At 56.7% G+C, this 20,828-nt stretch carries 16 protein-coding genes and 2 tRNA genes; 8 read left to right on the top strand and 10 right to left on the bottom strand.

Annotated elements, in window-relative coordinates:
• Nucleotides 1-3: 3 nt before the first annotated feature.
• Nucleotides 4-1,794 (bottom strand): aspartate--tRNA ligase, encoded by a 1,791-nt coding sequence (gene aspS / locus ACH3PB_RS10010; protein WP_416399330.1) that lies wholly within the window; start codon nt 1,792-1,794, stop codon nt 4-6.
• Between the two features lie 146 nt (nt 1,795-1,940).
• Between aspS and ACH3PB_RS10015 the strand changes: the two genes are divergently transcribed.
• Nucleotides 1,941-2,885 carry an alpha/beta fold hydrolase gene (locus ACH3PB_RS10015; protein WP_416399331.1) on the top strand — a complete coding sequence of 315 codons (945 nt, stop codon included), beginning with the start codon at nt 1,941-1,943 and terminating at the stop codon, nt 2,883-2,885.
• Here ACH3PB_RS10015 and ACH3PB_RS10020 read toward each other — a convergent pair.
• From ACH3PB_RS10020 to guaB, 6 genes are read right to left on the bottom strand one after another with little or no spacing between them, the layout of a single operon-like run.
• On the bottom strand, nt 2,783-3,256 hold the full coding sequence (locus tag ACH3PB_RS10020) for an HIT domain-containing protein (RefSeq protein WP_416399332.1): 474 nt from the start codon (nt 3,254-3,256) through the stop codon (nt 2,783-2,785). The two genes, ACH3PB_RS10015 and ACH3PB_RS10020, sit on opposite strands and share 103 nt — an antisense overlap.
• Before the next feature lie 12 nt (nt 3,257-3,268).
• Nucleotides 3,269-4,612, bottom strand: a complete 1,344-nt coding sequence (locus ACH3PB_RS10025) for a UDP-glucose dehydrogenase family protein (RefSeq protein WP_416399333.1) — start codon at nt 4,610-4,612, stop codon at nt 3,269-3,271.
• On the bottom strand, nt 4,609-5,610 hold the full coding sequence (gene galE, locus ACH3PB_RS10030; RefSeq protein WP_416399334.1) for a UDP-glucose 4-epimerase GalE: 1,002 nt from the start codon (nt 5,608-5,610) through the stop codon (nt 4,609-4,611). Before galE ends, ACH3PB_RS10025 begins: the two co-directional genes overlap by 4 nt.
• Nucleotides 5,611-5,650: 40 nt before the next feature.
• Entirely contained in the window at nt 5,651-6,214 is a 564-nt protein-coding gene (tadA, locus tag ACH3PB_RS10035) for a tRNA adenosine(34) deaminase TadA (protein ID WP_416399335.1), read from the bottom strand.
• A complete protein-coding gene (gene guaA, locus ACH3PB_RS10040; RefSeq protein WP_416399336.1) occupies nt 6,205-7,800 on the bottom strand; it encodes a glutamine-hydrolyzing GMP synthase in 1,596 nt (531 codons plus the stop codon). The genes tadA and guaA overlap by 10 nt, the downstream gene beginning before the upstream one ends.
• Nucleotides 7,790-9,259 carry an IMP dehydrogenase gene (guaB, locus tag ACH3PB_RS10045; RefSeq protein WP_416399337.1) on the bottom strand — a complete coding sequence of 490 codons (1,470 nt, stop codon included), beginning with the start codon at nt 9,257-9,259 and terminating at the stop codon, nt 7,790-7,792. Before guaB ends, guaA begins: the two co-directional genes overlap by 11 nt.
• A 159-nt stretch (nt 9,260-9,418) precedes the next feature.
• On the opposite strand from guaB, the gene xseA reads away from it, so the two are divergent.
• Both xseA and ACH3PB_RS10055 read left to right on the top strand, forming a co-directional pair.
• On the top strand, nt 9,419-10,855 hold the full coding sequence (gene xseA / locus ACH3PB_RS10050; protein WP_416399338.1) for an exodeoxyribonuclease VII large subunit: 1,437 nt from the start codon (nt 9,419-9,421) through the stop codon (nt 10,853-10,855).
• Nucleotides 10,856-10,870: 15 nt separating this feature from the next.
• The gene (locus tag ACH3PB_RS10055) at nt 10,871-12,139 is read left to right on the top strand and encodes a M48 family metalloprotease (protein WP_416399339.1); all 1,269 of its coding nucleotides are present in this window, start codon (nt 10,871-10,873) and stop codon (nt 12,137-12,139) included.
• Here the strand turns inward: ACH3PB_RS10055 and ACH3PB_RS10060 are convergent.
• Genes ACH3PB_RS10060 through ACH3PB_RS10070 form a run of 3 tightly spaced genes read right to left on the bottom strand, consistent with a single transcriptional unit; the run spans nt 12,133 to nt 16,390 of the window.
• Nucleotides 12,133-13,110 (bottom strand): alpha/beta fold hydrolase, encoded by a 978-nt coding sequence (locus ACH3PB_RS10060; RefSeq protein WP_416399340.1) that lies wholly within the window; start codon nt 13,108-13,110, stop codon nt 12,133-12,135. The genes ACH3PB_RS10055 and ACH3PB_RS10060 overlap by 7 nt on opposite strands.
• Before the next feature lie 2 nt (nt 13,111-13,112).
• Complete coding sequence (locus ACH3PB_RS10065) at nt 13,113-15,665, bottom strand: ABC transporter permease (protein WP_416399341.1); 2,553 nt, start codon at nt 15,663-15,665, stop codon at nt 13,113-13,115.
• Complete coding sequence (locus ACH3PB_RS10070) at nt 15,662-16,390, bottom strand: ABC transporter ATP-binding protein (RefSeq protein ID WP_416399342.1); 729 nt, start codon at nt 16,388-16,390, stop codon at nt 15,662-15,664. The genes ACH3PB_RS10065 and ACH3PB_RS10070 overlap by 4 nt, the downstream gene beginning before the upstream one ends.
• A 158-nt stretch (nt 16,391-16,548) precedes the next feature.
• Here ACH3PB_RS10070 and ACH3PB_RS10075 point away from each other — a divergent pair, with 158 nt between their 5' ends.
• From ACH3PB_RS10075 to ACH3PB_RS10095, 5 genes are all read left to right on the top strand, one after another.
• Nucleotides 16,549-17,250: an arylesterase gene (locus ACH3PB_RS10075; RefSeq protein WP_416399343.1), complete on the top strand. Its 702-nt coding sequence runs from the start codon at nt 16,549-16,551 to the stop codon at nt 17,248-17,250.
• A gap of 77 nt (nt 17,251-17,327) precedes the next feature.
• Nucleotides 17,328-17,403: transfer RNA gene (locus ACH3PB_RS10080), tRNA-Asn, on the top strand.
• Nucleotides 17,404-17,413: 10 nt separating this feature from the next.
• Nucleotides 17,414-17,490 (top strand) — tRNA-Pro (locus ACH3PB_RS10085).
• Nucleotides 17,491-17,860: 370 nt separating this feature from the next.
• Nucleotides 17,861-20,281, top strand: coding sequence for a choice-of-anchor L domain-containing protein (locus ACH3PB_RS10090; RefSeq protein WP_416399344.1), 2,421 nt, complete (start codon nt 17,861-17,863; stop codon nt 20,279-20,281).
• Nucleotides 20,278-20,826 carry a hypothetical protein gene (locus ACH3PB_RS10095; protein WP_416399345.1) on the top strand — a complete coding sequence of 183 codons (549 nt, stop codon included), beginning with the start codon at nt 20,278-20,280 and terminating at the stop codon, nt 20,824-20,826. The genes ACH3PB_RS10090 and ACH3PB_RS10095 overlap by 4 nt, the downstream gene beginning before the upstream one ends.
• Nucleotides 20,827-20,828: the final 2 nt, after the last annotated feature.

Below are 20,828 nucleotides of genomic sequence, written 5' to 3' on the forward strand. Positions count from 1 at the left end.
CTACTAGGCGCCGGGGACTTCTTTCGCACGCAGACGAATTGAAAGCTCCTTGAGATGGCGATCTTCTACTTTGCCTGGCGCCTGAGTCAGCACACACATCGCACTCTGGGTCTTCGGAAATGCAATGACCTCGCGAATGGACTGCGCACCTGTCATCAGCATAACCAGGCGATCCAGACCGAAGGCCAAGCCACCGTGCGGGGGTGCACCGTACTTCAATGCGTCCAGCAGGAAGCCAAACTTGTCGGCAGCTTCTTCCTCGCCAATACCAAGAATCTCGAGAACCTTCTGCTGCATGGCGCGGTCGTGGATACGGATCGAACCACCACCGAGCTCTGTGCCGTTCAGCACCATATCGTAAGCTCGGCTCAGTGCAGTGCCCGGGCTCTCGGCCAGCATCTCTGGTGAGCAGGACGGTGCGGTGAATGGGTGATGCAGTGGTGTCCAGGCGCCTTTGTCGGTCTTTTCAAACATCGGGAAGTCAACGACCCAGCATGGCGCCCAAGGCTTGGTGTACAGGTTTCTGTCCTGACCGATCTTCACACGCAGTGCACCGAGTGCTTCATTCACGACGGTAGACTTGTCAGCACCGAAGAAGATCAGATCGCCATTTTCCGCGCCGGTTCGGCTAAGAATTTCGCTGATGGCGGCTTCCGGAATGTGCTTAACGATTGGTGACTGCAAGCCTTCAGCACCGGCAGACTTGTCGTTGACCTTTATATAGGCCAGACCACGGGCGCCGTAAATGCCGACGAACTTGGTGTAGTCGTCGATCTGCTTGCGAGACAGCTCGTTGCCGGCGGGAATCTTCAGCGCAGCGACCCTACCCTCAGGATCGTTGGCTGGACCAGAAAACACCTTGAACTCGGCATCCTTGAGCAGATCAGCAACATCGACCAGCTCCAGCGGGATCCGCAGATCAGGCTTGTCGCTACCATAACGCTGCATGGCTTCGGCATACGGCATACGCGGGAACTCGCCGAGATCAACACCGAGCACGGTCTTGAACAGGTCGACGATCATCGCCTGGGTCAGCTCGATGATTTCGAGCTCGTTCATGAACGAGGTTTCGATATCGACCTGGGTAAATTCGGGTTGACGATCCGCCCGAAGGTCTTCGTCACGGAAGCACTTGGCAATCTGGTAATAGCGATCCACACCCGACATCATCAGCAGCTGCTTGAATAGCTGTGGACTCTGGGGGAGTGCAAAGAAGCTGCCCGGATGCGTTCGACTTGGTACCAGATAGTCACGTGCACCTTCCGGGGTAGCTCGCGTGAGTATCGGCGTCTCGACGTCGATAAAGCCTTGCTGATCCAGAAAGTTACGAATGAAAGTGGCGACCTTGGAGCGCAGGCGGAGCTTGTCCAGCATTTCCGGACGGCGAAGATCCAGGTAGCGATATTTGAGACGGACTTCCTCGCCCACATCGACGTAATCGTCGAGCGGGAATGGCGGCGTCTGCGCCGAGCTCAGCAATTCGACGTTCTTGGCGAGCACTTCGACCCGGCCGGTGGACATCTCTTTGTTCTCTGTACCGGCAGGTCGAGTACGCACACGCCCAGTGATCGCCAGCACGTATTCGCTTCGTACCTTTTCAGCAAGTGAGAAGGCTTCGGCAGTGTCTGGGTCGACTACGATCTGAGCTATGCCGTCTCGATCACGGAGATCTAGGAAGATAACGCCGCCGTGGTCGCGCCTGCGGTGAACCCAGCCGCAAAGGGTGACAGTTTCGTCGACGTTGGACTCGGATATGGCACCACAGTAGTGACTGCGGCTGAATTGACTTTGCATTGGAATTTCCCGTTCGCAGGCGCCGTTAAAAAGCGTGCTAGTATAAACGCTCCATACGCCAATTGCAGTCCTGAGTTTGGAATTCGCGCTAGCTCGACCCTAGAATGAATGGAATAAGAACAATAAGCCCTGAATTGGAGCTCAACATGCAAAAACCGCTGATCGTTCTTCTACCTGGCCTGTTCATGCCTGTGAGCAGCTGGAGTCGGGAGACCCTTCGCAACCTGCGGCAATTTGGTGACTGCGTTACGCTCTCACTGCCCGGTCATTATCCCCAGCCGGCGCTACAGGAAGACCAGCACTATGACAAGGCGCTCGTTCTTGAATCGATCGACCGTCAGCTCGCCGAGCATCTGGAACCTGAGCAGCTGGCGAGTCGGCCCGTCGTCCTCTTCGGTCATTCTACTGGCGCGCTTACCGCGCTCTATTATGCCAGTCAGCGGCAGTCGATCATTTCGGCCGTTATCAGCATCGGCGGTACTGTTGATGGACGCGAAGAGGAAAACGTCTACTACTGGAATCAACTCGGCACGCGCTATCTGGGCAAGTTTGGCCTGCTGCTGACCAACTTCTCGACCAGCATTGGCACCAGGTACGCAAGCACTCATCGGCTCGTCATGAAAGCTGCCTTCCACAATCCCGACAAGGTTTTGGCGGACGATGACTTCGAAACCGCGATGGCTGATTACATCCCGGATCTGAAGAAATTCGACACCTCCACAGCCGGCCGAATTCTGCGAGACCTCTATCACTTTGATGCCAAGGCGGAGCTCAAGCGATTGCACCGGCCGGTGTGGGTTTGTGCAGGTGAGGAAGATGACTTTGTTCCTGAGCGCCGCACACGGCAACTCGTGGAGACACTACCTGATGCGACGCTGGATCTGATCCCAGATACCGGGCATTTGCCCTTCGTCGAAGAAACTCAGCGTTTCTTTCGGCTGATGCGGGTCTTCATGCAGCAGGCTGGATTAGCTGAATGGGCCGAGAGTCAGCCCTCGCTGTCGATGAAAGAGTCTGCGGGATCAACGGCATCAAGAGACAGAGCTGCCCTGAGATCACGAACCCGCAAGTTCAGTGCGTCGGGCTCATAGGGCTTCGGCGGGAAACGACCCCATACCGGCCCCGGCCAGGCCTGATCGTGACTGAAGCGCACGATGTGATGAATATGCAGCTGCGGAACGACGTTCCCCAGCGCAGCAATATTCATCTTCTCACCCGAGAACAGATCCATCATCACCGTCGCCAGCAGACATGAGCTGTCGTTGATCGATGCACGCTGGATACGCGTGAGCTCGTGCAGTTCACGAGCATCGGCGACAAGCGGAATCAGCAGGCACCAAGGATAGGCCGCATCGTTCATCAGCCTGATTTCACAAATGCCCAACCTGCCGACAAAGACCGAATCGCGCTCGATACGATGATCGAGCTCGAATCCATCCGCTGCAATGACTTCTGCAGACATGCTCAGCTGTCCTTAGATAAACTTCTGAACACTCAGGCCACGCCCCATCGCGTAATAGTCGAAGCCTTTGCGCGCCATACGCTCTGGATCGTACAGGTTTCGGCCATCGAAAATCGCAGGTCGTGACAGGCTGTTCTTGATCACCGCGAACTCTGGCGAACGGAATTCCTTCCATTCCGTGCAGATCAGCAGCGCGTCCGCACCCTTGAGGCACTGCTCCTTCGTGCCGCAGAGATCGAGATTGTCCTGGTCAGCATAAATCCGCTGCGTCTCCTTCATGGCTTCAGGATCGTAAGCCTTGACCTTCGCGCCGGCCTCCCACAACAGCTCCATGAGAACACGGCTGGACGCTTCACGCATGTCGTCGGTATTGGGCTTGAACGACAGTCCCCAAATGGCAAAGGTCTTGCCCTTCAGGTCGCCATCGAAGTACTTGTTGACCTTCTCGAACAACTTGGACTTCTGACGATAGTTGACCGACTCGACGGCCTTGAGCAGCTCGGAATCGTAGCCCACTGAGTCAGCCGTCATCACCAGCGCCTGCACGTCTTTCGGGAAGCAGGAGCCACCGTAGCCGCAGCCAGGATAAATGAAGTGATAACCGATACGCGGATCAGAACCAATACCACGACGAACGTTCTCCACGTCTGCGCCCAGTCTTTCGGCCAGGTTAGCCACTTCGTTCATGAAACTGATCTTGGTCGCGAGCATGGCATTTGCCGCATATTTGGTCAGCTCCGCTGAACGGATGTCCATGGAAATGATACGGTCGTGACTACGGTTGAAAGGCTCGTAAGCTTCGCGAATCAGTTCAATCGGCTCTTCACTGTCGGCACCGATGACAATTCGATCTGGTTTCATGAAGTCACCGACCGCGTCGCCTTCCTTGAGGAACTCGGGATTGGACACGACATCAAAACGCAAATCGCTATTACGCGACTGCAGCACTTCCTGGATAGCCTTCTTGACTCGGTCACCTGTGCCCACAGGCACGGTAGACTTGTCGATGACAACCTTGTAGTCGTTCATGTGCTCGCCAATCGTGCGCGCAACCATGAGCACGTACTTGAGATCAGCCGAACCATCTTCGTCAGGCGGCGTGCCAACGGCAATAAACTGCAGCTGACCAAAATCCACGCCCTCTTTCGCGTCGGTGGTGAATTTCAGCCGGCCAGCTTCGAAATTCGACTGCACGATGGGCTCGAGACCAGGCTCGAAGATCGGGATAATGCCGTTCTTCAGGTTTTCGATCTTCGTCTTGTCGACGTCGACACACATGACGTGATGACCCACATCAGCCAGACAGGCGCCAGTGACCAGACCGACATAGCCGGTGCCGAAGATAGTTATGTTCATGATTCACTCCTTGTTGAAGACTTTCGCTCCTGCCAGATTTTTTCCCAGTTCAGCGCTGAACGGACGATTGTCTCGAGTTCGGCGTGATCAGGCTTCCAGCCAAGCACAGCTTTGATTCGGTCGTTGGCGGCCACCAGTGCGCCCGGATCACCTGGGCGGCGATCAACGAGCTCCACGGGAAAATCCACACCAGAGAGCTTCTTCACAACGTCAACAACTTCCTTGACGGTGAAGCCTGTGCCATAGCCACAGTTGAGGATATTCGACTCGCCACCGGCGGCCATATGATCCAGCGCCATCACATGCGCCTTGGCCAGGTCTTCGACGTGGATGTAATCTCGCACACAGGTACCATCGCGAGTATCGTAGTCGGTGCCAAAAATCTTCATGCCGTCACGAACGCCGTTCGCGCATTCGCAGGCGACCTTGATAAGGTGGGTCGCTTCAGGCGTGGCTTGGCCGATTCGGCCTTCGAGGTCTGCGCCTGCAACATTGAAGTAACGCAGGATGGTGTAATTCAGGCCGCTGGCTGCTGCAAAGTCCTGAATCATCTGCTCACTCATGAGCTTGGACGCGCCATAAGGATTGATTGGCTGCAGCGGGCTCGCTTCGCCGATGACAGTCTCATCGGGCATACCGTAAACAGCCGCCGTCGAGGAGAATACCAGGCGGGGAATCTTGTGCTTCTCGATAGCGCCTAACAGATTCAGCGTATTTCTGGTGTTATTCCGATAATACTTCAGCGGGTTTTCGACGGATTCGGGAACAACGATATGAGCGGCGAAGTGCAGCACGGCTTCAAAATTCTGACCTTTCATGAGGCGATCGATGGCGTCCGGGTCTCCCAGGTCGCCTTCAACGAGCTTTCCGCTCAGAATGGCCCAGGGATAACCGGTCGACAGGTTATCGAAGACCGTTATATTGTGGCCAGCCTCGCCCAGCTGGCGTACGACATGGCTACCGATATAGCCGGCGCCGCCAGTTACTAAAACTTTCATGCTGTTTCACCTTATAAACTTCAGAAAAAGATTGTACCCGCTAGGGGTTCTGATCGGCTGAGACGCCCGCTCGCGCGGCTTTTACTGCTGCTCTGCGCTCAGCGAAAAATGTCTGTAGTAAATGGCGACTCTCTTCGGCCTGCACACCCTCACTCCAGGCCAACTGCCAATTGAAGGGAAACTTGGCAAGCAGATCACCATGGCTCACCACGGCGCCTGATTTGGGCTCACGTGTCGCGAACACCAGACGCGTAACGCGCGCATGGATAGCCGCACCGAGACACATCATGCATGGTTCGAGCGTCACGTAGAGTGTAGCAGGCGTCAGCCGATAATTACGGCGGGTTTGACCGGCCTCACGCAGCGCATTCATTTCCGCATGGGCGCTAGGGTCACAGCGGCCAATGGGCGCGTTCCAGCCTTGGCCGATTACCTGACCAGTATCATCATCTACTACAACGGCGCCGACGGGGACTTCACCCGCTGCATAAGCTGATGCAGCCTGAACCATGGCCAGTGCCATCCATTTTTTATCGTTCTCTTCTACGTCTACCTGAGCAAGATGGCTCTGACAGACCTTAGCGTTTTCAGCGCCTATTCCCATTCAATCGTAGCCGGCGGCTTCGACGACACATCATAGGTGACCCGGGAAATACCCTTGATCTCATTGATGATGCGGTTCGAAATGCGTTCGATCAGCTCATATGGCAAATGCGCCCAGCGTGCCGTCATGAAATCGATGGTCTCGACAGCCCTAAGCGCCACGACATATTCATAACGCCTGGCATCGCCCACTACGCCTACTGACTTCACTGGCAGGAAGACGACGAAGGCCTGCGCCACCTTGTGATACCAGTCAGCGGCATGCAGCTCATCGATGAAGATGGCATCGGCCTGTCGCAGCAGATCGGCATAGGTCTTCTTGACCTCACCAAGGATACGCACGCCCAGACCCGGCCCGGGGAACGGATGGCGATAGACCATATCGTGAGGCAGGCCGAGCTCGACACCGATACGTCGCACTTCGTCCTTGAACAGCTCACGCAGTGGCTCGACCAGCTTCAGATTCATCAGCTCAGGAAGACCGCCGACGTTGTGATGGCTCTTGATCACATGGGCTTTGCCGGTCTTGGCGGCAGCGGATTCTATGACATCAGGATAGATAGTGCCCTGGGCCAGCCAGCTGACGTCCTTGATCTTCGTCGCATGCTCATCAAACACGTCGATGAACACCTTGCCGATGATCTTGCGCTTCGCTTCGGGATCGCTGACGCCCTTGAGCGCGTCGAGAAACTGGTCTTCGGCATCGGCGCGGATGACCTTGACGCCCATGTTCTTGGCGAACATTTCCATGACCTGCTCGCCTTCGCGCAGGCGAAGCAAGCCATTATCGACAAATACACAAGTCAGTTGATCGCCAATCGCCTTGTGCAACAGCGCCGCGACGACAGACGAGTCTACGCCGCCGGAAAGCCCAAGCAGCACCTTATCGGTACCGACCGTCTCCCGGACCTGGGCAATCGCATCATCAATGATGCGGCTGGCGGTCCACAGGCATTCGCAGCCGCAGATATCTTTTACGAAACGCTCAAGTATGCGTTGTCCCTGAATCGTGTGCGTGACTTCGGGGTGAAACTGCACGCCATACCATGGCTTCGACACGTGCTCGAGCGCCGCTACTGGCGCACTCGGCGTCGTCGCTGTAACCCGGAACTGATCACCGACATCGACAACCTTATCGCCATGGCTCATCCAGACGTCGAGCAGCGTCCGGCCATCAGGACCAAGGTGGTCACGGATATCTGCCAACAATCGAGAGGGCTCGCCTATGACCTCAACCTGCGCATAGCCAAACTCGTGTGCTTCAGCGCCAGCCACCTTACCGCCGTTCTGCTCGGCCATGGTCTGAAGACCATAACAGATGCCGAGCAGTGGCAGCGGCTGCTCATAGATGAAGGCCGGCGCACGCGGCGAATCAAGCTGCGTTACAGACTCGGGCCCTCCAGCGAGAATAACGCCCTTTGGCGCAAACTCTTCGAATTCCGCCTGCGTGATATCGAAAGCGCGAATTTCGCAGTACACACCGATTTCACGGATACGACGCGCGATGAGCTGGGTGTACTGACTGCCGAAATCGAGCACCAGTATGCGGTGCTCATGAATGTCCTTGCCTGCGTTCTCAACTGACACGGTAGTTGGGCGCCTCTTTGGTGATTGTGACGTCATGGACGTGGCTCTCGCTGATACCGGCAGACGTAATGCGTGTGAACTGCGGCACCGTGCGCATGGTCTGGATATCGGCACACCCCGTGTAACCCATAGCGGAGCGAACACCGCCCATCAGCTGAACGATGACGTTCGACAGCGGGCCCTTGCTGGCCACCCTGCCCTCAATGCCCTCGGGCACCAGCTTCTCGACGCCGCTACTGATGTCCTGGAAATACCGATCACTCGAACCCTGCGTCTGCGACATGGCACCGAGCGAGCCCATACCTCGATAGGCCTTGTAGCTACGACCCTGGAACAGCACGATTTCGCCTGGCGCCTCATCGGTACCAGCGAGTAATCCACCAACCATGACGCTGCTGGCGCCAGCAACGATGGCCTTGGCGATATCGCCGGAGAAGCGGATACCACCATCAGCGATGACGGGAATGTTCTTCTTGGCCATTACAGCGGCTACGTTCGCAACAGCGCTGATCTGCGGCACGCCGATGCCTGCAACGATACGGGTCGTGCAGATGGAGCCAGGGCCAATGCCAACCTTCACGGCATCGGCGCCAGCATCAGCCAGCGCAAGCGCAGCGTCAGCGGTCGCAATATTGCCGCCGATGATCTGCACATCAGGAAAGTTCTTCTTGATCCAGCGCACCCTGTCGAGAACGCCCTTGCTATGGCCATGCGCGGTATCTACCACGACGACATCCACGCCAGCGCCGACCAGGACCGAAATCCGGTGTTCTGTATCGCCGCCTGTACCGACGGCAGCACCAACCCGCAGACGACCCTGGTCGTCCTTGCAGGCATTGGGGAAATCTTCTGCTTTCTGGATGTCCTTCAGCGTAATCAGGCCGCGCAGCTTGAATTCGCTGTTGACCACGAGCACCTTCTCGATGCGGTGCCTGTGCAGCAGTGACATGACAGTAGCGGCATCAGCGCCTTCCTGAACTGTGACAAGCTTGTCTTTGCCGGTCATCAGCTCGGCAACTTTCTTGTTCAGGTCAGTTTCGAAACGGATGTCGCGGCGGGTCACGATGCCTACCAGCTCCTCACCCTGCACGACCGGCAGGCCTGAGATCTTGTTCTCGAAGGTAATCTGGCGAACCTGCGCCACTGTGGTATCAGGCGAAACCGTGATAGGGTCCTTGATTACGCCGGTCTCGAACTTCTTGACCTTGCGAACTTCGGCGGCCTGTCGTTCCGGCGTCATGTTTTTATGAATGATGCCGACACCACCTTCCTGGGCCAGTGCGATCGCAAGACCACTTTCGGTGACAGTGTCCATTGCCGAGGAAATGAGTGGAATCTTGAGAGTTATGTCGCGAGTCAGCTGGGTGGAGAGATCAACATTCTTTGGCAGCACCTCGGAGTAACCTGGGAGCAGAAGAACATCGTCGAAGGTGAGAGATTCTTGCGCGAGTCGTAACATAGAGAATATCTTCGCTGGGAAATGGCGTGAGCGCTACGATCGAAAGCGGCCGCAGCTAGCAGGCGGGCGCATCAAGCGCATCGGGCACAGAGTCAATAGTGCCGGGTATTATATGTTACTGGACTCAACAAACAAGCACGTGGAAACCAAGATTACCTTATGGCCTTTTTAAATACTGATGAGACCGGCGCACGCCCGGGTACCTCTGAGCAGCGGCCGCTCAGTGTTTCAGCGCTCAACCTGGCCGCCCGGATGCTACTGGAAAATACCTTTGGCCAGGTGTGGATCATCGGTGAAATTTCGAACTTTATGTGTCCGGCCTCTGGTCACTGGTACTTTACATTAAAGGACGATGCGGCCCAGGTGCGCTGCGCAATGTTCCGCAACCGCAACACAAGTGTCCGCTGGAAACCGGCGAACGGGCAGTCGGTACTGATCTGCGCCCGCGCCAGCATCTACGAGAATCGCGGCGAATATCAGCTCGTTGCGAATGCGATGCTCGATGCTGGCGCAGGTTCACTGCAGCAGGCCTTCGACCAGCTCAAGCGTAAACTCGAAGCCGACGGCCTGTTCGACCCCCTGCGGAAGCGCGCGATTCCTGTCATGCCGGCGGGCCTTGGCGTCGTCACCAGTGATACCGGTGCAGCACTGCACGATATTCTGCATGTGCTTAAGCGCCGTTGCCCGCTACTGCCAGTCAAGGTCTTCGCAAGCACTGTGCAGGGCGATACGGCGGTATCTGAACTGGTAGCGGCCTTACATTGTGCCGATCGGGATCCCGCAGTCGAACTGATCATCATTGGCCGCGGCGGTGGCTCGGCGGAAGATCTGTGGTGTTTCAATGACGAGCGGCTGGCCAGAGCCATTGCCGCCTGCGAAACGCCGGTCATCTCGGCAGTGGGTCACGAGACCGATGTGACGATAAGCGACCTTGTTGCAGATCTTCGGGCGCCGACGCCCTCAGCCGCGGCAGAGCATGCCAGCCCGGTACAGGCGGACTGGCTGGCGCGGGCCGCCCAGCTCGACGCACGCCAGAACCAGGCCATGAGCCGCGTACTTCGCCACAGCAGCCAGGTATTCAAGGCACTGTGCGATCGCCTCCAGCACCCGGGCCAGACCTTGGAGCGACACGCGCAAACGCTCGATCAGCACCAGCTACGTCTTCAGTCAGCTATGGATCGCCTGCTCTCCAGCCAGCGGCGGCACGTCAGCCAATTGAGTTCACGCTTTGACGCAATCGATCTGGCCAGGCCGATGCGTGATCGTCGACAGCGGGTGAACGACTTGCTCAGCCGGCTATCCCGCTGTGGCCAGCAATCCCTGCACAATAGTCGTCAGCAATTCATCATAGCTGCTCGCCAGCTCGAACAACTGAGCCCACTGGCAACCATGAACCGCGGCTACGCCATCGTAAGCACAGGATCAAAAGGTGTCAGCACCATGACGGATGGCGAGCACGCGAGCAGCCGAGGTATAGTCGGCTCAGTAGTGAGCTCAATAGAGCAGCTTGATCCCGGCGACCGTCTGACCGTACGACTGAAAGACGGGCAGGCCGAATGCCTTGTAGAATCTGTAACTGACTCAGGCGGAGACTGACCAGCCATGATACCAATGCGTATTTTTCTCGCGGCGGCCCTTACCAGCCTTCTAGCCGCATGCACGACCAATCCCGTTACCGGCAAAAAGCAGCTCGACCTCGTATCCGAGTCGCAGGAAATGGCTATAGGCCAGCAACAGTACGAACCTGCGCAACAGTCACAGGGTGGTGCGTATACGCTGGACCCTGAGCTCACGCACTATGTGCGGAAAGTTGGCGAGAAACTGGCTGCAGTAAGCGATCAGCCAGATCTACCCTACGAGTTCGTAGTGCTTAACAACGATGTGCCGAACGCCTGGGCCCTCCCCTCCGGCAAAATTGCTATCAACCGGGGCCTGCTCACGAAATTCGATAATGAAGCGCAGCTCGCGGCTGTACTCGGTCATGAAATCGTTCACGCAGCGGCAAGGCACGGCGCGCAGCGCATGCAGAACAGCATGCTCGTAAGCGCAGGCATGGCGGGCCTCGGGCTGGCTATGAGCAACCAGGAATACGGCCAATTGCTGGTTGGCGGTGCGGCTTTGGGTTCAACGCTGGCGCTGGCAAAATACGGTCGTAACCATGAGCTCGAGTCAGACCATTACGGCATGGAATACATGGTCAAGGCCGGCTACGACCCCAAGGCAGCCGTGGAGTTGCAAAAGATTTTCGTCGAGCTTTCGGAGGGCAACAACCCGTCATGGATTCAAGGTATGTTCGCCACGCACCCGCCCTCACAGGATCGCGTCGAAGCCAATGCCGAACATGCGAAGCAGCTGCAAGCCCGATATCCGGATGCGGACTATCGCGGTGAACAGGCCTTCATGAAGGCAACAGCCCGGACCCGTCGCGCCGCACCCGCCTATGAGGCCTATAACGAGGGCCTGAAGGCCTTGAGCGAAGGCAACACCAGTGCCGCAATGACCTTGGCCGAGAAGGCAATCAAGATCGAGCCGGAAGAAGGCAAGTTCTATCAGCTCAAGGGCGATGTCTATGCCAAGTTGGGGAATGAAAAACTCGCCCTGCAGAACTATGACAAGGCCATATCGCTGAATCCCGAGTATTTTGAACCCTTGCTGAAGCGAGGTCTGGTTCGCCAGGCAACGGGGCAGCTGGCCGGTGCTGAGCGCGACCTACAGAAAGCTAATGAACTGCTGCCCACCTCTGTTGGCCACCTGGCAATGGGGGATATTTCGTTGAAGAAAGATCAGCCACGTCAGGCGATCGAATACTACAGGGTCGCGGCTCAGGCTGAAGGTCGAACCGGGGATATCGCCCGATCACGATTGGCGCAGTTTCAGTAAGCGGGATGACTGCTGAGCGCCTGCAACAACTCGTTGCGGGCGAGCTCGGGATCCTCCTGCATGAAGCAGTGCCCGCCCGGTAGTTCGCGATAGCTGAAGTGACTGTTTTGCTTCGCTGCGAGCCGAGCCGCTTTGGCGACGAAAGGATAGGAGCGTTCACCGTAAAGAATTCGGGTTGGGGTCTCAGAACGTTTTATGTCCCTCCACAAGCCGAATGGCACGCTGTTGAAAATATCCGACTCAAGCCAGGTCGGACAGCGTAGCGCCACTGTCCCTCGTTCTTCCCTGGCTTCAAGTGCACCGAGGATAAAATCCTGCAAGCTCGCCTCACACCAGCCTTTGTAGATGCCTCGCCCTCTGAGACTATCGGCAGCCTGTTGGAACGAATTCCAATGGTCGCGCCGCTTCAGGGCTTTCTGACTGAAGGGTGTGCGATACCGGGGCAGAAAAAACTTCTGCACGCGAAGCAGGTTAATCATCACTGGCGTGAACAGCACTGGGTCCAGTAAGACGGCGCGACTGAACAACTTCGGATTCCGGCTGCATAACATGGCGGTCAGCACGCCACCAAAACTATGGCCAATTGCGTAACGCGTTACCTCGCCGAATTCCGCAGCAACAGACTCGATTACAGCCGTAGCCAGGCTCGCGTTCCCATTCCAGCCTAGAAAATGACTGCCGGCCTCTGACTCACCATGGCCCTGCAGATCTGTCAGGATGCAGTCGAACGGCGCCTGCTGCCCGTCGCTGTCGCACACCAGCGGCGCAAGCATCTGCCAGTAAACCGAAGCACAGAAGCCGTTGCCGTGCAGAAAGTGAATGAGAGGACGCCCCCTCACCGGTGAGCGCCACCCACGAATGACAAGGTTCTGCTCAAGCCCGTCCAGCTCATCCTTCGCGAATACCTGCTCGAACTGAATGAGTTCGCTGTCGTGGATAGGATGATGAGCCGGTTCTACTGCGGCCGCCATATTCACTTCAGCACCGCTGCCGGCTGCTGCCGCATGGCTGAGCGAAGATTGAAGCTGGCGTAGAGTGCTATGACAAGGCCCAAGCCGGCTGGCAGCAGCAGCCAGTATTGCCAGTACACCGTCGGGTCCATATCGAAGACCTTGATCTGCAGCACCAGGCTCGCCGTCTGGCTCAGGACCATGGCCAGCAAGCCGCTCGCGCAGCCAATGAAGAAAAACTCACAGCGCTGCGTCGAACGCAAGGAGGCGGGATCGAGTCCCAGCGCCTGCATCAGCGCCGTCTCATGTGCCCGCACCGGCGCCTCACGTAGCATGACCACCACAACAACCAGAGCCGCCGCAGCAATGACGATAGCCAGAAGCAGCTCAAGCCCCTGCCCGACCTGCTTCAGCAGCACCTGAATTCTCGATATCAGCGGCCCAAGTTCGAGAATGGATACCGTGGGATAATTCCTATTAATCGTCGACAGGAGTGCTGCAGAGCGATCATCGTCCACCCGAAAACTTGTGATATATGAGGGAGTGAAAGCCTCAAGCGCACCGGGCTCGAAAATGATATAGAAATTTGGTTTGAGGCTGGTCCAGTCAACGCTGCGAATGCTGCCGACCACTGCGGGCAAGCGCTCTGACCCGATATCGAAAACCAGGCCGTCGCCCACGGCAAGATCGAGCTGTTGGGCGAGTAGTGACTCGACCGATACCCTCACGATCCCCTCCTCCGCTTGTGGCTCATACGGCTCGGACCACCATTCGCCTTCAACGACCTTGTTACTTTCCGGCAGATCCGCCGCCCAGGTCAGATTCAGCTCCCGATTGAGCGCGTTCACGTCTTTCTCCTTGGACACTGTCGTCTTGACGTCCTCGCCGTTGATCTCGGCGAGACGTCCACGGATCAGCGGATACATTGGCTGCAGCGTCTTCGCGGTGCCCTGAATCAAGCTCTCCAGATCCGCCCGTTCGAAAGGGGCGATGTTGATGAGAAAATGGTTTGGCGCATCATCCGGAAGCTGTGTCGTCCACTGGGTGATGAGCTCTGTGCGGATAAGGAAGACGGTCAGCAGCAAGCCAAAGGTACTACCCAGCGCAGCCGTCTGCGGAATCACCCACCAGGGTCGTCGAAGTATATTTGCCAGCGCTGAACGCCAGGTGCCTGGATAGATGACGTGGCGATCGCCAGACAGCATTCTGGCTGCCAGTCGGGCCAGCAGGAATAGCAGGGCTGCCAACAGCAATGGCACGAGGAAGAGCGCCATGACCACGACCACCAACAAGGTGCTGCCGAGGTAGAGGGCGAGAGCCACCACCAGCAGCGCATAGCCCACCAGCGTCCACAGCCTCCCGGCTTTCGAGCTCGCCACACTGCCGTCTTCGCTCTGTCGCAGCAGACTCGCCGGTGGCGCCTGCAACAGCGATCGAAGCTGTGGATACCATTGAAACAGACAGACGAAGACGACGACGCCGGCGGGCAGCAACATCCACCAGCCGAACAGCGGTGAGGCCGGCAGGTCGACCTGCTCGCCAAGCAGGGCAAACAGACCTCGCTCCAGTCCCAGCGAAGCTGCCCAGCCGAAAGTCAGCGCCAACAGGAGGCCCATGCCCAGCTTAGCCAGATAGTCCCGCAGCAGAACGTCTGATGTCATGCCCAGCGTCCGCTGCAAGGCGACGATGCGCTGTTGCTGCATGACGTAAAGTTCCAGAGCGAGCTGCAGGGAAACCAGGGTGATCAGAATAGTCGCGAGTGCGGCCAAGGCAAGGAACGCGCTGCTTCGTTCCCAAGCGCGAGACAGTGTGCCCTCCCGCGAATTGGCCCACTCCAGTTCGTCGGATGCCCCCATCATGGGCGTTGCGGCCGCCTCGAAGGCATTCAACCTTTCGGTTGTGCCGCTCATGTTGAGTTCATACTCGTAGCGGCTGCCGGGCAGGATCACGCCGGTCGACGGAACATCGGCAAAGTTCATCAGCACGCGCGGCGCCGCACCTACAATACGAAATGAAGGGTCTGGCTCCGACAGCAGGCGACCACCAACTTCAAAAACCTGTCGACCAATTCGAATTTTCGATCCGAGCTCGATACCCAGGCGTTCAAACAAGGTTCTGGCCAGATAGATTTCTCCCGGCGGCGGTCCTGAGGATCGTCTTTCACCAGCATTCTCGCTATCCGATGCGCTTCCCCTCGTCTCGACATCGAGGTCGCCCGCCAGGGGATAATGCTGGTCCACAGCCTTGACCGAGACCAACTGAAATTCAGGGAGTGCGGACTCAGGATCTTGAACCGCTGGCCGGTCTTCTACCGCCGCCATGGTCGAAAATTCGTAACTCTCCGAAAACGAAAGGCCCTCTTCGCGTGCTAGGGTCGTCCATCGATCGGCAGGCTCAGGTTGCCGGTTCGAATCCAGCAGGAGATCCCCGCCTGCGAGCGCCCGCTGCCCCTGCTCGAACTTTTCGACGAGTGCCACATTGAGACGCATCATCAGCATCAGCATCAGGCACATGACGCAGAGACTGTAGAACACGATTCTGAAGGCAGGCTGCCTCAGCTCACGACGGATACTCATGCGACTGTAGCCGGCTCGTCATGGAGACGACCGTCGTAGAGATAGACCCTACGGTGGCAGCGCTCTGCCAGCTTGATATCGTGCGTCACGAGAATCAGTGTCGTTGACTGCTTGTGATTCAGTTCGAACAGCAGGTCGATGATCTCCCCACCTGTCGCCTCGTCAAGATTTCCCGTTGGCTCATCGGCGAAAAGTATCCTGGGTCGGCCGGCAAACGCTCTCGCAAGCGCCACGCGCTGCTGCTCGCCACCAGATAACTGGGTCGGCCATGCATTGATGCGGCCGCCGAGACCAACCTGCTGCAACCACGACTCGGCTTCCTGGGCAGACGTCCTCGCGGTGCTGTCCAGCTCGCCGTACTTCGCTTTGAGATCGAGTGGCAGCATGACGTTTTCCAGCGCGCTCAAATATGGATGCAGCTGGAAGTTCTGGAAGACGAAGCCAACCGAAGTCCGTCGTACACTCGCCCGTCCATTTTCGTCGAGGCTACTGAGCTGTGCACCCTGTAAAACCACTTCGCCAGCAGAGGGCACATCAAGGCCGGCCATAATGGATAACAGTGTGGTCTTGCCTGAACCTGAGCGACCCAGAATCGCCAGCGACTCACCCGCCACCACATCGAGATCAACCTGTTCGAGGATGGTCAGTGGTGTGGCTCCAGATACAGTCTTGCGGATTCCAGACAGCGCCAGCACAGAGTCTGACGAACTTTGCGATTTTTTCATTACATCATCAGGCATGGACTTTGGGGTCGCAGTTATCGTAAATGGATGGGGAAACGAGTGGAAGCTGGCCAGGCCGGCTTTCGACAAACCTTATACGCTCGGCGCAGGAAAATCTATTGCACCGGGCTGGGCAGGACGGGATTGATATAGTGCAGTTCATGAAGGTAGTAAGGCAGTGGCAGTTTTGTTTCATTACGCTTCTTTTCTCGGTGAGCCTGGCAACGGCTGCCCAGGCAAGTCCAGCTGGTAGCAAGAAGATTCTGGTGCTTGGAGACTCACTCAGCTCAGGCTATGGCATCGAATTGAGCCAAGGCTGGGTGCAGAAGCTCAAAGACAGACTGGCAGAAAATCAGTGCGAGGATAGTGAGGCGCCGGACGGCTGTGTACCAGGTCAGTGGTCAGTCATCAATGCCAGTATTTCAGGGGAGACTATAGGTGGTGGACTGCGCCGCCTGCCGCGACTATTGGAACGGTCTGCTCCCGACGTGGTGATTGTGGAGCTTGGTGGTAATGATGGCCTGCGCGGCTATCCGGTTCAGCGGATGCGTCAGGAGCTGACCAAGCTGATCGAGATGGCACAGAACAGTGATGCTCATGTTCTGTTGGTAGGCATGATGATTCCGCCAAATTACGGGCCCGCCTACAGCGAGGCTTTCGCGGCGCAGTATACCGACCTGTCCGAATCGCTTGAGGTACCCCTTGTACCCTTCCTGCTTGATAAGGTAGTGTTTACGGAAGGCTATATGCAGGAGGACAGAATTCACCCTACTGCCAAGGCTCAGACCCAGATTCTGGATAATGTTTGGCCAGAATTGAGGGACCTTCTTCGGGAGGTGAGCGGTCAGGAATCGAGCAGCTGAAAAAGATCGAGATTTCTTGCATGCAGATGGTTGACTCAACGGAGTGAACTCAGTAATATCCTGCCGCTCAACGATGATCCTCGATAGCTCAGTTGGTAGAGCAAATGACTGTTAATCATTGGGTCGCTGGTTCGAGTCCAGCTCGAGGAGCCATTTTTGAATTCGGGGTATAGCGCAGTCTGGTAGCGCGCCTGCTTTGGGAGCAGGATGTCGGGAGTTCGAATCTCTCTACCCCGACCATTTTTTGGTCATCCCTTCGTTGTTCGTTTCAAGCCAAGCTTCTGCAGTTAGCACGGCTGCTAATCGCTAGCCATCGGCTCATTTCCAAATCATGCAAATTTTTCGTCGTTTTCGATAGGCTGCCAGACGTTTTTCAGGCATGTGCCCCGGCATGATCCCTCAAGCAATCCAGCGCTAACACTACTCAGTTTTACCCCCCGATACTTAAGCCTTTTTTGCCTGCCCACGCTTGAGCGCTATGATTTACTTTCAGCGCCTGCTACTGCAATGCCCTCCGAAATTTGACTTCAATCCGATGCCAGCTAATTTTAAATAAATGTTCATCTAATAAGTCTCCTTGTGTTCCAACCCTGGCAAAGGCCCTGCTGAAATGACTCTGACCCTTCAATCCAGACGCTTGCAGCTCTTATCGTGCGCCTGCGTTTTCTCACAGACCGCGCTCGCTGCCGATATAACGGCCAACCTTTCCAGGGAGCAGATTACGACTGCGCTCGGTATCGCACCTGAGCAGGTCATTTCGTTCACGACCAATGGCACTGATCCTAGAGCCATCGGCCTTGCAGATACTTCGGTATTGGGCATCGTCGAAACCCCGAAGGCAGGCAATGATCCAAGTCGCCTGCTGACGAACGGCTACCCCACTGAAGGGCGAGACTTTCTGATCATCTCGACAGGCGCGGCGACAGATGCTGCGTTGGCGAATGACAGCGATAGCACGACCACAGAGCTTGATGGCCTGAATGTGGCGGCTGGCACCGACCTTGCGCAAATCGATATGGTTCTGAGGGCGCCGGAAAATGCCCAGTGCGCCAGTTTCGATTTCTCGTTCTTTTCCGAAGAATACAATGAATTTGTTGGCTCGCCCTTCAATGACACCTTCATCATCGAAAAGGATGAATCCACCTATACAGTCGAAAGCGTTGGCAGTGGTATTCAGGTCAACGCACCGAATAATTTCGCGTTCGACACCAGTAACAATGTCATCTCGATCAATTCGACCTTCGATACGATTTGCGGCACAAACGTTACCACGCCGGAAGACTGCGCCACCGGTACCACGTACGACAACGCCACCATAAGGCTGCGCGCCTCCACACCGGTCATTGGTGGCAGTGATGTGCGCTTCATCATTTCGATCATGGACCTGTCGGATTCGATCCTCGACTCCGCAGCCTTTATGGACAAGTTTCTCTGGCAAACCGAATCTTGCGCCAGTGGCGCCCAGGAGATCCCGGATATCGACAACGATGGCCTGCTCGACGACTGGGAAACCAACGGCCTTACTGTAACTTTACCAGATGGCAGCAGTGAATTTCTCGATCTACCAGCCATGGGTGCCGATCCGCTCGTCAAGGATCTGTTCATCGAACTGGACTGGATGGTACGACAGAACCTGATCGACTATCGCCCGTCACCCGAAGTGCTGGCCAAGGTTATTGCGGCCTATGATGCGCTCGGTATCAACGTGCATATCGACGCAGGCCCTGACTCGATCATGAACCCACAGACTGGTCAGACCTGGGCCGATGCTGGCATGAGTTCGCGAGGCAGCGCTATCGATCTCGTCGACACGCTTGGCCAGGCTCAAGGCACGAACTACGACTGGAATCAGTTCGATGGCATCAAGGCCACGCAGTTCAGCCCGGCGAGACACAACGTATTCCACTATGGAATTATCGGTCACGGCTCGCCATTCAAGGGCGTATCCGCCATTTCACGTAATAATAACTCGAGTGATTTTTTCGTCCCGCTGGCTGACTTCCTGGGCACCACCAATGAACAGGCGGGCAGCATACTGAAAGCGACCGGCATGAACCTCGCCCTCAGAGAAGGTGGCCGGGATAACCTGCCTAACAAGCCGAACTACATCAGCGTCATGAATCCCCTCTACACCCTCGATGGGACCATCAGGGACGGCGTGGACGGCCACATGTTCTTTTCACAGGTCGCGCAGCCAGCACTCACTGAAGCTGCGCTGAACGAAACTACGCCTTTGCTGACGTCTGCGGAAGGCGCAGTCTTTGCTGTCAAACATGCTTGCAACTCGAATCTCTTTACAATTGCTACTGGCACAGACGGTGGTGTGGACTGGAACTGCGATTCATTGTTGGGCGATGCAGTCGCTGCTGATATCGACCTGTCGGGCCGACCAGATGGTGTGCTCGCTTCCTACGTCGACTTTACCGGCATGCGATTCAGCGGCGGACTGATTGGCGAGCCTGACAGTATCATTACCCTGCCCCGGTTCACCCCAGTGACCGGCTATAAGCAGCCTACCGCTGTGGAACGAATCATACCGAGTCTTTTCGAAGTCAGCGTCGTGATGCCAGGTTCTACTGCCCAGGGCACGTTCACGCAGAAGGCGATTATCCGGAATCGGGGAACGACCGACGATGTCTTTACAGTGACGGGCAGCAGTGCGCTGGGCCTGGCGGACTTCAGTGTGCTCTCCGGTAGCTACTCGATAGCTGGCGGCAAGCGTGTCGAAATCGAATTTCCGATCGCCACACCGACTAATCCTGCCCAGACCGACGAAATTCGCCTGGTAGCCACGAGCAACACCCATAGCACCATCAGCGATACAGCCGTGCTGTACGTCAGTGCAAATGGTGCAACTGGTGGCCCTGGCGCTACCCACGCATTCGAATTATACGAAGATGGCAATCCCTTCCGCTCGGGCGGCGGCGGGTCACTGGACTGGCTGGCCCTGATCGCTGTGAGTCTCGGCTTCTCCGCCAGACTCATAAAGGGTCGCACTACTCGCTCAATCAGCAAAGGAGCTGCACAATGAAGCGGCCACACATCATCACGCTGGCGGCGTTGCTGGCCTCAAGCTCGCTGACACACGCCGGTGAAGTCTATACCAGTGCAGCCTTGTACTATGCCGACTATCGAGGTGGCGACGTTCAGGTACCGGGGGGTGGCAGTTATGACGACTCGATCGCCGGTGGACTCAATGTTGGCTACACCACCAGAGATATCGTCTGGGAGATCGGCTACCTCTACATGGACGACTTCGAATTTGATTCGCCAGTACTGAACAATTCTCAGTTCTCGATGCAGGGACCACAAATATCCATTGGTGGTCAGCGGGCATTCGGGGAGAAATTCGCGCTCGAGCTGAAAGTTGGCGTGTTCTCCTGGGAAGCCGAGGGCGCCTACGAAGGCGTGGACGTCGGTGATGTCGATAAGGGCATCACCCCAATTGGCACTCTGAATTTGCGGTTCGCCTTGACGAAGAACCTGCAGTTGTATGGCGAATACATGTATGTTCACGATGCCTTCCTGGACGATCCACTCAACCTGCTCGGCGCCGGGGTTCGCGTCGCTTTCTGAGC

Source organism: Allohahella sp. A8 (genome assembly GCF_047946665.1).
Taxonomy (GTDB): domain Bacteria; phylum Pseudomonadota; class Gammaproteobacteria; order Pseudomonadales; family Oleiphilaceae; genus Allohahella.

What these genes read in the sequence shown, in the direction of transcription:
- ACH3PB_RS10095 (WP_416399345.1), top strand. Translation starts at nt 20,278, where the DNA reads ATGAAGCGGCCACACATCATCACGCTGGCGGCGTTGCTGGCCTCAAGC.
- xseA (WP_416399338.1), top strand. Translation starts at nt 9,419, where the DNA reads ATGGCCTTTTTAAATACTGATGAGACCGGCGCACGCCCGGGTACCTCT.
- galE (WP_416399334.1), bottom strand. Translation starts at nt 5,610, where the DNA reads ATGAAAGTTTTAGTAACTGGCGGCGCCGGCTATATCGGTAGCCATGTC.
- ACH3PB_RS10075 (WP_416399343.1), top strand. Translation starts at nt 16,549, where the DNA reads ATGAAGGTAGTAAGGCAGTGGCAGTTTTGTTTCATTACGCTTCTTTTC.
- ACH3PB_RS10060 (WP_416399340.1), bottom strand. Translation starts at nt 13,110, where the DNA reads ATGGCGGCCGCAGTAGAACCGGCTCATCATCCTATCCACGACAGCGAA.
- ACH3PB_RS10015 (WP_416399331.1), top strand. Translation starts at nt 1,941, where the DNA reads ATGCAAAAACCGCTGATCGTTCTTCTACCTGGCCTGTTCATGCCTGTG.
- guaB (WP_416399337.1), bottom strand. Translation starts at nt 9,259, where the DNA reads ATGTTACGACTCGCGCAAGAATCTCTCACCTTCGACGATGTTCTTCTG.
- ACH3PB_RS10020 (WP_416399332.1), bottom strand. Translation starts at nt 3,256, where the DNA reads ATGTCTGCAGAAGTCATTGCAGCGGATGGATTCGAGCTCGATCATCGT.
- ACH3PB_RS10025 (WP_416399333.1), bottom strand. Translation starts at nt 4,612, where the DNA reads ATGAACATAACTATCTTCGGCACCGGCTATGTCGGTCTGGTCACTGGC.
- ACH3PB_RS10055 (WP_416399339.1), top strand. Translation starts at nt 10,871, where the DNA reads ATGCGTATTTTTCTCGCGGCGGCCCTTACCAGCCTTCTAGCCGCATGC.
- ACH3PB_RS10070 (WP_416399342.1), bottom strand. Translation starts at nt 16,390, where the DNA reads ATGAAAAAATCGCAAAGTTCGTCAGACTCTGTGCTGGCGCTGTCTGGA.
- ACH3PB_RS10065 (WP_416399341.1), bottom strand. Translation starts at nt 15,665, where the DNA reads ATGAGTATCCGTCGTGAGCTGAGGCAGCCTGCCTTCAGAATCGTGTTC.
- ACH3PB_RS10090 (WP_416399344.1), top strand. Translation starts at nt 17,861, where the DNA reads ATGACTCTGACCCTTCAATCCAGACGCTTGCAGCTCTTATCGTGCGCC.
- aspS (WP_416399330.1), bottom strand. Translation starts at nt 1,794, where the DNA reads ATGCAAAGTCAATTCAGCCGCAGTCACTACTGTGGTGCCATATCCGAG.
- tadA (WP_416399335.1), bottom strand. Translation starts at nt 6,214, where the DNA reads ATGGGAATAGGCGCTGAAAACGCTAAGGTCTGTCAGAGCCATCTTGCT.